Here is a 12,826-nt window from a genome sequence, read left to right as displayed (position 1 = left end):
GAAAGAAGGTTAATAATGTCAAAGGTTATTTATCATTCAACTATTAATCAAATTGGTGACTTTGCGCAAGAGACTTTAGCTGATGGGATGCTAATATTATTCAAACAAGGCGCACCAGCAGATTTAGCTGATTACTGTTTTATTCATAATCATGATGATTTAAAGCAGGAACTAGCCGTAGGGCAATCATTACAATTAGGTAACCATGTTTATCAAATCACCTCTGTTGGTGATGTTGCTAGCGTTAATTTTCGTGAATTAGGTCATATTACATTAAGGTTTGATGGTAATCAGCAAGCGGAGTTGCCAGGTACAGTGCATGTACAAGGTAAACTGCCAATTCAACTTAATGTAAATGATGAAATTAAAATTTTAAGTAATTAAGGAATATAAAAATGAAACAAGTCGCGGTCATTATAGGTGGTGGGCAAACACTCGGTGAATTTTTATGTCATGGTATTGCTGATGCTGGTTACCAAGTTGTTGTCGCTGATTTAAATATAGATAATGCTAATAACGTTGCTCAAGCAATTAATCAAAAACATGGTTTAGGTACTGCTAAAGGTTTTGGTGTCGATGCGACCAACGAAGAAAGTGTTATCCAATTAGCTCAAGATGTTAATAGTTGCTTTAAACGTCTTGATTTGATGGTTTACAGTGCAGGTATTGCCAGAGCGGCACCAATTACCAATTTTGCATTAAATGATTTTCAATTGTCAGTAAATGTTAATCTCACCGGTTATTTTTTATGTGCGCGGGAATTTGCAAAACTAATGATTGAACATAAAACAGCAGGGCGAATTATACAAATCAATTCCAAATCAGGTAAAGTTGGGAGCAAACATAATTCAGGATATAGTGCAGCTAAATTTGGTGGTGTTGGCTTAACTCAATCTTTGGCACTGGATCTTGCTGATCATGGCATTACTGTTAACTCATTAATGTTAGGTAATTTGCTTAAATCGCCAATGTTCCAATCGCTAATTCCACAATATGCTAAAAAATTAGGCATTCCAGAGAATCAGGTCGAGCAAGTATATATTGATAAAGTACCACTTAAACGGGGGTGTGATTATCAAGATGTGCTCAATGTTCTGCTATTTTATGCAAGTGACAAAGCCTCTTATTGTACAGGACAATCAATTAACATTACTGGCGGTCAAGTAATGTTCTAGTTAAAATAAAGTGCGAAAGCAAGTTTAATGCTTTTGCACTCTGTTTAACTCAATCAATACTGGAAAAGCGCATATGAATATGACAACCACTTTTATTATTGTTGCTTTAATTGCTTGGTGTATTCAAATTGTATTTAGTTGGTTGCAAATTCGCCGTTTTAATCAAGCTTTTTTAGCTTTAAAAAAAGGGACGTATTTAGGCATTGGTCGAAGTAAAACCAAACGTTTTAAACCAAGGGTTTTAATTGCGGTATCTTTAGACAAAAATCAGGTCGTGATTGATTCAGTACGAATGAAAGGTATTACAGTTTTTGCTTTACCTAAACCCATTCCACAATTACATGGGATGTTGGTATCAAATATTATTCCAGAAAAAATATTTCCCTATGATCTTGCCTCGCAAAGCGCGCTTACTATCGCATTAACAACAAATAAATAACTTTTATTTTGAAAAGTATTTTCTTTCATAATGAAGTATAATATTTTTTAAATTAAATTTATTTTATTGGTTAACAATGATAAGTGGTGGTAATTGGGTATGAAAGTAAAGCAACGGCAAACAGCTATTTTAGAATATCTACAAAATCACGGGCAAGTCAGTGTTGATGAATTAGTCGCTCACTTTAAAACAACGGGTACAACTATTCGTAAAGACCTTACACAACTAAATGAAAGTGGATTAGTTCTGCGTACTTATGGTGGGGCTATGTTAAATAGGGAAATTGGTGATAGGGCGATTGATCATAAAACTTATATAAATACTGCGCAAAAAAAAGCGATAGCTAAAGAAGCGGCAAAATTGATCCATGAAGGTGATTCGATTATTTTTGATGCAGGTAGTACCGTTGCCCAGATGATTCCAATGCTTGCCCGATTCAATAATCTTACTATTATGACCAATAGTTTACATATGGTTAATGAATTAGTTGCTAATGATAACGACCAAACCATAATATTAACCGGGGGCACTTTCCGGCGAAAATCGGCATCATTTCATAATAATAATGCCTCAGCAATTGCAGCCTTTGAATCTTACACTTTTGATAAACTTTTTATGGGTGCTGATGGTGTAGATTTAGTTGGTGGTGTAACGACATTTAATGAAAGTTATCATGGCAGCGTTGCCATGAGTAAAGCTGCCGCTAAATTAATTTTGTTAGCAGATTCTTCAAAGTTTGGGCGGCGTAGCCCTAATGTTGTATGTGATTTAAGTGCTGTTGATACTATTATCACTGATGATAACTTAGATGATAAATACTATGATGCATTAGTTGAGCGCAACATTAACGTTATCAAAGTAAAAGTAATGGATAACTAATTTGCCACACAACCATAACCAACAAATAACGTTATTTTATTAAGATAACTTTTTAAAATTGCATCACCTATTAGTAGTCATTAAAACTACATTTTATATTTAATGGGAAGAGTTTTTTTACACAGCTTTACAAGCTACTTAATTTAGCCAAAAAAGAATCATGTTGTCGTTATTTTAGATCAGGCTAATTTAATTGATTAAGGGGATTTGAAATTCATCAATCCCCTTTATACTACAAAATAGACTATATCTTATTATAAACACGTTATTAGTCTATTTAGTTATTTAAAAGAGTAATCTTGCTCTAATTGTGCCCGGTACACTTTTGAGTTTAACTAATAATTCTTCAGCTTTATTTTGTTCTACTCTTTCAATATCAATAACAACATAACCAATTTTGGGATCGGTTTGTAAATACTGAGCCGAAATATTTAATCCTTGTTCTGCAAATAATGTATTAATTGCTGTCAATACGCCGGGTTGGTTATTGTGTATGTTGATAAAACGGCTAGATCCTTTTGCCGGAATCGGTAATGATGCTTCAGGAAAATTTACGGCAGACAAGGTAGCACCTGTATCGGAGTATTTAGCCAGTTTTGTTGCAACTTCAATACCAATGTTTTCTTGTGCTTCAGTGGTTGAACCACCAATATGAGGCGTTATGATGACATTATCAAATTTACACAAGGGTGATTCAAATGGATCACTATTGGTAGCCGGTTCAGTTGGAAACACATCAATAGCCGCACCACTTAATTTATGACTTTGTAGTGCTTGAGTTAATGCATCAAGATCGATAACTTTACCACGAGAAGCATTGATAAGAATGGCGTCGGGCTTCATCATATCAATTTCACTTTGACTAATCATATTAATTGTTGTTGAATTTTCGGGCACATGTAAGCTGACAATATCACTTAATTGCAACAACTCCTTCATGGTTGAAATTTGTTTGGCATTACCTAATGGTAATTTAGTTTCAATATCGTAAAAATAGACGTTCATCCCTAAAGATTCAGCTAAAACGCTTAATTGACTGCCAATATGACCATAACCAATGATGCCTAAATTTTTACCACGAGCTTCATGAGAACCAGTTGCAATCTTATTCCATTTTCCTTGATGTGCTTTAGCATTGGCTTCTGGCACACGGCGAAGTAATAAAATTGCCTCGGCTAATACCAGCTCAGCAACGGATCGAGTATTAGAAAATGGTGCATTAAATACCGGAATACCTTTAACGGCAGCTGTATCAAGATCCACTTGGTTAGTACCAATACAGAAACAACCAATTCCGGCAAGTTTTGGTGCTGCATCTATGATGTCTTTGGTTAAATGCGTTCTTGATCGGATCCCAATAAAACGCGCATCTTTTATTGCTTGTTGAAGTTCCGATGGCGATAGCGCACCTTTATGATATTCAATGTTGGTAAAGCCAGCAGCTTTTAATGTGTCAATTGCACTTTGGTGGACACCTTCGAGTAATAAAAATTTATTATCATCTTTGCTTAATGCCTGAACAACCATTTTTTCCTCTCTTTATTTAAGCATATCTATTGCTGCTTATTGTTATATTATTATTTTTTAAATTAACGTATTTAGCTAAGCGATAACTAATAGCTCGGTTTAATTTCTTTTACACCTGAACGGGTTCCAACCAGTGCTACATTAGCCCCTTTGTTAGCAAATAGACCTACTGTTACAACGCCAGCAATATTATTAATTCGATTTTCTAATTCCATTGGTTTTGCAATAATAAGATCATGAACATCTAAGATAACATTGCCATTATCAGTGATTACACCCTGACGATAAATTGGTTTACCGCCGAGCTTAAATAGTTCACGTGCAACATAAGAACGCGCCATGGGGATTACTTCTACCGGTAATGGAAATTTGCCAAGCACATCGACAACTTTTGATTCATCAACAATACACACAAATTGTTTGGATAATGCTGAGACAATTTTTTCACGCGTTAATGCGGCCCCTCCACCTTTTATCATCTGCAACTGATGATTAATTTCGTCGGCACCATCTACATATACATCTAAGCTATCAACTTCATTACAATCCAATACGGGAATCCCATAATCTTTTAATTTTTGGGTTGATGCTTCTGAGCTAGAAACCGTTCCTTTAATCTGATCCTTTATTGTTGCTAAAGCATCAATAAAATATGATGCAGTTGAACCTGTGCCTACACCAACTAATGAATCGGGTTTGACAAATTTTAACGCTGCAAAGCCGACGGCTTTTTTTAATTCATCCTGTGTCATGGTATCACCGTATTTAGAATATAATTTTCTCGAAAAAATAAAATTTTAAAAGCAAAATGATTGAAGATATGGCATAGTAACCAATTGGAAAGCAAAAATCATTAGTATTTTTTAGAAAATATTTTAAGTTTTAGATCTATTTAAAACTTTGCAAATTAAAATAGCTTGTTTTTTTCAAGCAATGAGCAAATTATTAATAAAGAGATTATGAAGCGTCCAGATTATAGAGCATTACAAGCCTTAGATGCAGTAATAAAAGAGCGGGGATTTGAGAGAGCGGCAGATAAATTGTGTATCACACAACCTGCGGTGTCACAACGTATCAAACAGTTAGAAAGCTTTTTTGGTCAACAACTATTAGTTAGAACAATTCCCCCAAAGGCAACTAAACAAGGGGAACATCTGTTAGGATTATTGCATCAGGTCGAATTGTTAGAACAACAATGGTTAGGCGATAATGAACAAAATACCACGCCTTTGTCATTGTCTATTGCAATTAATGCAGATTCTTTGGCTACATGGGTGTTACCGGCTTTAAAACCAGTTTTAGATAAAAATATTCTTCGATTTGATATACAAATTAAAGATGAAGAGCATACTTTAGAGCTGTTACGTTTAGGTACGGTCGTTGCTGCAATTAGTATTCAAGCTAATCCCTTACCTGGCTGTTTATCTGATTTACTGGGTGCTCTCGACTATATTTTTGTCGCTTCGCCTGATTTTGCCAAAAAATACTTTCCAAATGGTGTGACACGATCATCTTTACTCAAAGCACCTGCTGTTGCTTTTGACCATTTAGATGATATGCATCAAGCTTTTTTACAGGAAAATTTTAACTTAACACCGGGTAGTGTAATTTGTCATATTACCAGTTCATCTGAAGCGTTTGTACAACTTGCTAAACAAGGTTCAGCCTGTTGTATGATTCCTATGTTACAAGTTGAACAAGAGTTAAAAAATGGTGAATTAGTTAACTTAACAGAAGGCCTGTATCAAAGACGTATGCTTTATTGGCATCGTTTTGCGCCAGAAAGTAGTGTAATGCAAAATATTTCTGAGACTTTAATTCGTTATGCTAAGCTCACATTATCACAACCTCAAGATCACAAATAAACGCAATGATTTTTTACTGATACGTAATGTTAACCTTGAATTGCTTGACATAATATAATAGTTACTTAAAGAGCGGATATTATGAGCCAATTAAAAAATGATCGTTATTTACGCGCATTACAGTGTCTACCTGTTGATTATACGCCTGTTTGGATGATGCGTCAGGCTGGACGCTATTTACCTGAGTATAGACAGTTACGTGCAAAGGCGGGTAATTTTATGACTATGTGCCAAACACCAGAACTGGCATGTGAAGCGACTTTACAACCCTTAAAGCGTTTTGATCTTGATGCGGCTATTATTTTTTCTGATATATTGACCATACCTGATGCAATGGGATTAGGTTTGTATTTTGAGGCGGGTGAAGGTCCAAAATTTAGTCAAACAATATCGAGTTTGTCAGATATTGAGCAGTTACCCATTCCCGACCCAAATGATTCATTAAGATATGTGATGGATGCAATCAGCCTAACCAAAAAGGAACTTAATGGTAAAGTTCCGTTAATTGGATTTTCGGGTAGCCCATGGACATTAGCAACTTATATGATTGAAGGGGGAAGTAGTAAAACCTTTACTAAAATAAAAAAAATGCTGTATAGCAAACCCAAAGTTTTACATTTACTTCTTGAAAAGCTCGCTGAAAGCATCGCGTTATATTTAAATGCTCAAATAGAAGCGGGCGCTCAATCACTCATGATATTTGATACTTGGGGTGGCGTTTTAAGCCATCAATGTTATCAAACGTTTTCACTGCATTATATGCAGTTAATTTTATCAAAATTAAAACGAGGTCATAAAACTCAAGCTATTTCTTCCTATGTGCCAGTCACACTTTTTACCAAAGGTGGTGGGTTATGGTTAGATAGTATTGTGAATACAGGATGTGATGCAATTGGTGTTGATTGGACTGTAAATTTGAGCCATATTGCCCAAAAAGGACACATTGCGGTACAAGGCAATTTAGATCCATCTGTGTTGTATGCCGGAAAGTTAACAATAGAATCGAATGTTGAAGCTGTTCTTAATGAATTTGGATTCCATAATGGTCATATTTTTAATTTAGGGCATGGTATTCACCAAGATATTCCAGTAGAGCATGTACAATATTTAATTGAGGCTGTACACGAGCGGTCTAAAAGGTTTCATTATGATTAAAAATCCAGTTCAGTTAAGAGTTGAAAAATTAGCACCATGGCAACAATATTTATTTATGGTTTGCTTATGTGAACGAATGTACCCAAATTATGTCTATTATACCAAGCAACAGCATAACGAAGATGATGCTAAAAGCTATAAAAACATTCTTGATTTAATGTGGGAGTCATTATTAGTTGAGAAAGTTAAAATTAATTTTGATTTACAATTGGAAAAATTAGAAGCGATTATTCCCACTGTGAATGAAGATAGCGCTTATATGATCTATCCTGCGATTGATGCTTGTCAGGCCTTAAGTGAGCTTATACATGCTCATTTAACGGGTGATATTGCCGAACATACAGCAAAAGTTAGTAGTATATCGGCAACCACAGTAGCTGAATTCGAAATGACAAAATTAGATACTTATCTTTCCAAAGATGAACAGTTAAATTTACCGGGTGTGGTTGAAGAATTTGATTTGCAATGGGAAATATTTCGATTATTGCGCGAAGAATCTCATGACAAAATTGATCTAATAAAGGGTTTAAAAGAGGATATTAGGGCGGCTCAAATAAGCAATATTGGTGTTTTTTTGAGCAATTAAGCTGCTGAATGCCCTATTTTTTTATTTTTTACTAAATTTTTCTTTAACATTGGATGAATATAGACTACATTTAACATCAATGTAATCTAAACATTGTTTACAGGGGCAAAGTCGGTTATTGACATTGCTTATAATGTTAACTTTAACAATAAAATAATTATGTAAGGATATCTCCATGAATAAAACAGAACTTGTAGATGCGATTGCTAGCAAAGCGGATATTACTAAGGTTGCAGCTAAAACTGCATTAGAAGCAACTTTAGCAGCTATTACTGAATCATTAAAAGCTGGTGATCCAGTGCAATTAGTTGGTTTTGGTACATTCAAAGTTAATCATCGAAATGCTCGTATCGGCCGTAACCCTAAAACAGGTAAAGAAATCAAAATTGCTGCTGGCAAAGTACCTGCGTTCGTATCAGGTAAAAGCTTGAAAGAAGCAATTAAATAATTTTTTTTCTGTCGATATTTACTTGACAGAATATTTTAGACCTTAAGGTAGTACCTTAAGGTCTTTCTATTTTCCAATCATTCTAATTTCAAGTTTTAACTCACCGTATAAATATTAAAATAACCCAACATAATTTGATCAGCAAATTAGGCTTTAATTTCAACCAATTGTGCATGTAATGCATTAACAAGATCTTGTGGTTTAATTTCGATTTCGAGACCTCGTTTACCGCCAGATATCAACATTGAACTAAGATCATTAGCGCTAAGATCAATCAGTGTGGTGAGTTGTTTTTTTTGCCCTAATGGACTGATTCCTCCTACCAAATACCCCGTGATTTTTTGCGCTAAATGGGCATCGGCTAACTCTATTTTTTTACAATTTAATGCTTTTGCAGCTTTTTTTAGATCCAAATGGTTATCAACAGGTACGACACAAACTGCTAATGTTTTATCATTTCCATTTAAAGTTACGACTAAAGTTTTAAATATCTGGTTAGATGTAATGTGTAAACTTGGATCGAGTTTATTCGCTGCTTCTTGACCATAATGGGTCTGATTAGGATCATGATCATATTGATGAATTTTGAATGGAATTTTCAATTTTTTTAGTTGGTCAATTGCCGGCGTCATAGTGTTTCCCAAGCGAATTAGATAATAGAAATGATTATCTAATTTTAATCACTCTATTCGCATTTGTTAATAGAGTGATTAAGAATAAGCGTAAATAATGTTAGATAGTTAAATTATTATTTTGCTCAGGTGTGTTATGTGATAGTTGCTCATTCTTTGACAGAATATTGAGACGATAGAAGAAACAAATACAAAAAATACTTGTGAGTATTTGCAAAGTTGAGCTGATGATATTTATTACAAGGTTATTAAGTGCACTATCGACAATAGAAAAGATAATTGATACCGTGCAATAAATTAAAACCATTGGAACGGTTAATCGCCAATAAGATATGGCATATTTATGACTTTCTACAAAATTTTGAATAAACGTTTTTGTTGAAGGTGCAATAATTGAACCTTGAAAATAATAAGAAACTGTCACTATCAGTAATATTGCGGCAATGATTAATACACCAAACAAAAACGTTACCATTTTAGCGGGTAGGATAAATTGCAACATCATAAATATAAATGTTAAAAATATCATTGCAAACAGAATTATAAATAAATAAGTTAGGTAAAAGCATATGATATTGAGTGCATTTGGTAACATTCGAGATAAGATAAGATTAAAATCGAATTTATCGTTGATTGAATAGTTATAAACAACAGCAAGTAGTATCGCTTGCATGATGAAAGTGATGACCAAACTAATTAACGCAGGTTTTAATACATACATTAATAATTGATCGACTGTCATAGTCGTGCTCGATAATTGTTTAAACATTTGTGGATCAATTAAATAACTACTGATACATGTTGTGATTAAACTGACGATAAAACTGATGATAACGAGTTGTAAAAAACGGTTTTTGACAAAATTAGTTGTTTGATTAAATACTTGAGAAAAAGATACTTCGGTTTGCATGTCTCGTTCCTACTAATAAGGTGGTAACCTAATTGGTTACCACTATAGTGATAAATAAATTACAAATTACGATTGTAGTAATGAAATATCCGCAACTTTTAAAAATAAATTTTGCAATTTTTTCAGCAATGCTAACCGATTAAGTTTAATTTTTTCATCATCTGCCATGACCATGGTTGAGGCAAAAAATGCATCAACAGGAGCTTTAAGTGCAGACAATTCTACTAAAGCTTGTTGATAACGACCTTGAGTAAAATAAGGTGCTAATTTATCGGTTAATACTGCTACTTGCATAGCAAGTTCACCTTCTGCTCCCGCTTCAAGTAGTGAGGCATTCACCGCATCAGGTATCACCAATTCTGTTTTAGAGAGGATATTTGATACCCGCTTGTTAGCTTCAGCAAGCGAAGAGGCTTCTGGCAGTGTTCTAAAATGTGTCACGGCTTTAATGCGCGCATCAAAATCAGCAGGCTTGGTTGGATTAAGTGCGAGTACTGCTTGTATGGTATCAATGGTAAAACCTTGCTCCTGATACCAGGCTCGGAATCGACCTTGCATAAAGCTGACAATATCTTCCACTACCTGTTTATTGTTGAGTTTGTCACCATATAATGAAACGGCAAAATTTGATAATTCGACAAGATCGAGCGGTAAGTTATTCTCAACAATAATACGCAAAACGCCAATTGCAGCGCGGCGTAAAGCAAAAGGGTCTTTATCACCTTTAGGATGTTGCCCTATACCAAAAATACCGGCTAATGTATCCATTTTTTCGGCAATTGATACCGCACTTGATACATTAGTGCTTGGCAATTCATCCCCAGCAAAACGTGGTTTGTATTGCTCTTCAATCGCGGTAGCAACTTCAATGCTTTCACCATCTTTTAGCGCTAAATAACGACCCATTATCCCTTGTGTTTCGGGAAATTCAAAAACAGTATTGGTGACTAAATCGCATTTAGTGAGTTTACCTGCACGTTTAGCTTGTTCGACATTAGCCCCAATTTTGTCGGCTATAAAACCCGCTAATGACTCAATTCGTAATGATTTGTCTTTGACTGTTCCAAGCTGTTGTTGGAATAACACCGTTTCTAAACGAGGTAGACGATCTTCCAAGCGTTGTTTTAAATCTGTTTTGTAAAAAAATTCAGCATCGGCTAAGCGTGGTCGTACTACTTTTTCATTACCTGAAATGACTACTTGCGGATCTTTTGATTCGATATTGGCAACAAAAATAAAATTCGGTAATAATTTTCCTTGTTTATCATAAACAGGAAAATATTTTTGATCGCCTTTCATGGTATAAACTAGTGATTCAGCTGGTACATCTAAAAATCTTTCTTCAAATTTAGCCGTTAAAACAACAGGCCATTCAACCAATGAAGAGACTTCTTCTAACAAGCTTTCGGTTAAATCAGCTTTACCATTTAATTTTGCAGCGGCTTGCTCTGCTTGTTGTTTAATAATTGATTTTCGTTTGTCATAATCGGCAATAACTTTACCACGCTGCTCCAAAATTTCTGGATATTGGTCGGCATTATCAATGGTGAATTCCTGTTCACCCATAAAACGATGCCCACGAATGATGCGGTTTGACTCAATGTCTAAAATTGTGCCCGGTACTAGCTCATCACCATATAACATCGTTACCGTATGACTCGGGCGAATAAATTCAACTTGTCGAGCTGCCCAGCGCATTGGTTTTGGAATAGGTAATTTGCTTAGCGCGCCTTTAACCATATCACACAATAGGTTAACAACAGGTTGGCCTTTTTGGTTTTGGGTATAAGATAACCATTCACCTTTATCTGTTTGAATACGCTCGGCTTGGTCAACAGTAATACCACAACCACGAGCCCAGCCTTCAGCTGCTTTAGTTGGTTTACCATTAGCATCAAATGCTGCACTAACAGCCGGTCCCCGTTTAATAATTTGGCTATCTGGTTGAGTGTCATTTAAATTTAAAACTTTTAATGCTAAGCGGCGCGGTGAGGCATACCAAAGTACTTCGCCATGTTCTAACTTGGCATTGTCCAGTTGCTCAATAAAATTTGCCGCAAAACTTTCAGCTAAAGTGCGGAGTGATTTTGGTGGTAGCTCTTCGGTACCAATTTCCACTAAAAATGTTTTTTGCATAATATTAAAATCCTACTTTGATGCACTTTGATTTGACGGTGAATTTTGGCACATTGGAAAACCAAGCGCTTCACGTGATGCATAATATGCTTCAGCAACCATTTTGGTTAATGTTCGAATGCGCAATATATAACGTTGCCGCTCAGTTACTGAAATAGCTTTACGCGCATCAAGTAAATTGAAACAGTGCGCAGCTTTTAAAATACGCTCGTAAGCAGGTAGTGGCAGCGGTTTTTCTAATTCAAGCAACATTTTTGCTTCTTTTTCATGTTGTTCAAAGCAATAAAATAGAAAATCAATATTGGCATATTCAAAATTATACGTTGATTGCTCAACTTCATTTTGATGGAATACATCACCATAAGTGGTTTTACCAAATGCGCCATCACTCCAAACCAAATCATACACACTATCGACACCTTGAATATACATCGCAAGGCGTTCTAAACCATAAGTGATCTCACCAGTGACGGGTTTACACTCAAGACCACCCACTTGTTGGAAATAGGTAAATTGAGTCACTTCCATCCCATTTAACCATACTTCCCAACCAAGTCCCCAAGCACCTAATGTAGGGTTTTCCCAGTTGTCCTCAACAAAACGAATATCATTAACGGTTGGATCGAGTCCTAACTCTTTTAATGAACCCAGATAGAGCTCTTGAATGTTGTCTGGAGAGGGTTTTAAGATAACTTGAAATTGATAGTAGTGTTGTAACCTATTAGGGTTTTCACCATAGCGTCCATCAGTTGGACGGCGAGATGGCTGAACGTAAGCAGCATTAATGGGTTCAGGTCCAAGAGCGCGTAAACACGTCATCGGGTGTGAAGTACCTGCCCCAACTTCCATATCCAATGGCTGAATCACCGTACAACCTTGATTAGCCCAGTAATCTTGTAACGTTAGTATTAACCCTTGAAAGGTTTTGACATTAAACTTTTGCATGATGTTATCTTTATGGTTGAATTGATTGTTCGATAATTTAAATAGTGTTGTATTTTATACTTTTTATTGGAGCTTGTGAAATGCCTAATTACTATCTGTTGCAATTACTCTCAATGCTTATCTAAATAG

General features: G+C 35.3%; 14 protein-coding genes. 8 read left to right on the top strand and 6 right to left on the bottom strand.

From position 1 onward, the window contains the following. Positions 1 to 15: 15 nt before the first annotated feature. The 4 genes from srlB to srlR all read left to right on the top strand — a co-directional run bounded on the left by srlB (position 16) and on the right by srlR (position 2,493). Entirely contained in the window at positions 16 to 384 is a 369-nt protein-coding gene (gene srlB, locus A9G03_RS08900; RefSeq protein WP_065798972.1) for a PTS glucitol/sorbitol transporter subunit IIA, read from the top strand. An 11-nt stretch (positions 385 to 395) separates the two neighbouring features. Continuing rightward, on the top strand, positions 396 to 1,175 hold the full coding sequence (gene srlD, locus A9G03_RS08895) for a sorbitol-6-phosphate dehydrogenase (RefSeq protein ID WP_065633994.1): 780 nt from the start codon (positions 396 to 398) through the stop codon (positions 1,173 to 1,175). 73 nt (positions 1,176 to 1,248) lie between these two features. After that, complete coding sequence (locus A9G03_RS08890; RefSeq protein ID WP_065633995.1) at positions 1,249 to 1,614, top strand: transcriptional regulator GutM; 366 nt, start codon at positions 1,249 to 1,251, stop codon at positions 1,612 to 1,614. 99 nt (positions 1,615 to 1,713) lie between these two features. Continuing rightward, positions 1,714 to 2,493 (top strand): glucitol operon DNA-binding transcriptional repressor SrlR, encoded by a 780-nt coding sequence (srlR, locus tag A9G03_RS08885; RefSeq protein WP_065633996.1) that lies wholly within the window; start codon positions 1,714 to 1,716, stop codon positions 2,491 to 2,493. A 285-nt stretch (positions 2,494 to 2,778) separates the two neighbouring features. Here srlR and serA read toward each other — a convergent pair whose 3' ends face one another. Continuing rightward, a complete protein-coding gene (gene serA / locus A9G03_RS08880) occupies positions 2,779 to 4,020 on the bottom strand; it encodes a phosphoglycerate dehydrogenase (protein ID WP_065633997.1) in 1,242 nt (413 codons plus the stop codon). 86 nt (positions 4,021 to 4,106) lie between these two features. Beyond that, positions 4,107 to 4,772 carry a ribose-5-phosphate isomerase RpiA gene (gene rpiA, locus A9G03_RS08875; RefSeq protein WP_065633998.1) on the bottom strand — a complete coding sequence of 222 codons (666 nt, stop codon included), beginning with the start codon at positions 4,770 to 4,772 and terminating at the stop codon, positions 4,107 to 4,109. 207 nt (positions 4,773 to 4,979) lie between these two features. Between rpiA and A9G03_RS08870 the strand changes: the two genes are divergently transcribed. From A9G03_RS08870 to A9G03_RS08855, 4 genes are all read left to right on the top strand, one after another. Then, on the top strand, positions 4,980 to 5,885 hold the full coding sequence (locus tag A9G03_RS08870) for a LysR family transcriptional regulator ArgP (RefSeq protein ID WP_065633999.1): 906 nt from the start codon (positions 4,980 to 4,982) through the stop codon (positions 5,883 to 5,885). An 81-nt stretch (positions 5,886 to 5,966) separates the two neighbouring features. Continuing rightward, the gene (gene hemE / locus A9G03_RS08865) at positions 5,967 to 7,040 is read left to right on the top strand and encodes a uroporphyrinogen decarboxylase (protein WP_065634000.1); all 1,074 of its coding nucleotides are present in this window, start codon (positions 5,967 to 5,969) and stop codon (positions 7,038 to 7,040) included. Beyond that, complete coding sequence (locus tag A9G03_RS08860) at positions 7,033 to 7,626, top strand: YjaG family protein (RefSeq protein WP_065798971.1); 594 nt, start codon at positions 7,033 to 7,035, stop codon at positions 7,624 to 7,626. The genes hemE and A9G03_RS08860 overlap by 8 nt, the downstream gene beginning before the upstream one ends. A 175-nt stretch (positions 7,627 to 7,801) precedes the next feature. Further along, on the top strand, positions 7,802 to 8,074 hold the full coding sequence (locus A9G03_RS08855) for an HU family DNA-binding protein (protein ID WP_065634002.1): 273 nt from the start codon (positions 7,802 to 7,804) through the stop codon (positions 8,072 to 8,074). Positions 8,075 to 8,220: 146 nt separating this feature from the next. Here A9G03_RS08855 and ybaK read toward each other — a convergent pair whose 3' ends face one another. From ybaK to glyQ, 4 genes are all read right to left on the bottom strand, one after another. Beyond that, the gene (gene ybaK, locus A9G03_RS08850) at positions 8,221 to 8,706 is read right to left on the bottom strand and encodes a Cys-tRNA(Pro) deacylase (protein WP_065634003.1); all 486 of its coding nucleotides are present in this window, start codon (positions 8,704 to 8,706) and stop codon (positions 8,221 to 8,223) included. 100 nt (positions 8,707 to 8,806) lie between these two features. Further along, positions 8,807 to 9,616, bottom strand: a complete 810-nt coding sequence (locus A9G03_RS08845; RefSeq protein ID WP_065634004.1) for a hypothetical protein — start codon at positions 9,614 to 9,616, stop codon at positions 8,807 to 8,809. Between the two features lie 66 nt (positions 9,617 to 9,682). Beyond that, entirely contained in the window at positions 9,683 to 11,755 is a 2,073-nt protein-coding gene (gene glyS / locus A9G03_RS08840) for a glycine--tRNA ligase subunit beta (RefSeq protein ID WP_065798970.1), read from the bottom strand. Between the two features lie 9 nt (positions 11,756 to 11,764). Then, positions 11,765 to 12,697: a glycine--tRNA ligase subunit alpha gene (glyQ, locus tag A9G03_RS08835; RefSeq protein ID WP_065634006.1), complete on the bottom strand. Its 933-nt coding sequence runs from the start codon at positions 12,695 to 12,697 to the stop codon at positions 11,765 to 11,767. Between the last annotated feature and the right edge of the window lie 129 nt (positions 12,698 to 12,826).

The sequence above is a fragment of the Gilliamella sp. wkB171 genome (assembly GCF_001693755.1).
Taxonomy (GTDB): Bacteria; Pseudomonadota; Gammaproteobacteria; order Enterobacterales; family Orbaceae; genus Gilliamella; species Gilliamella apicola_F.
Note: the sequence above shows the minus strand (reverse complement) of the source record. Positions and strands in the feature narration are given on the sequence as shown.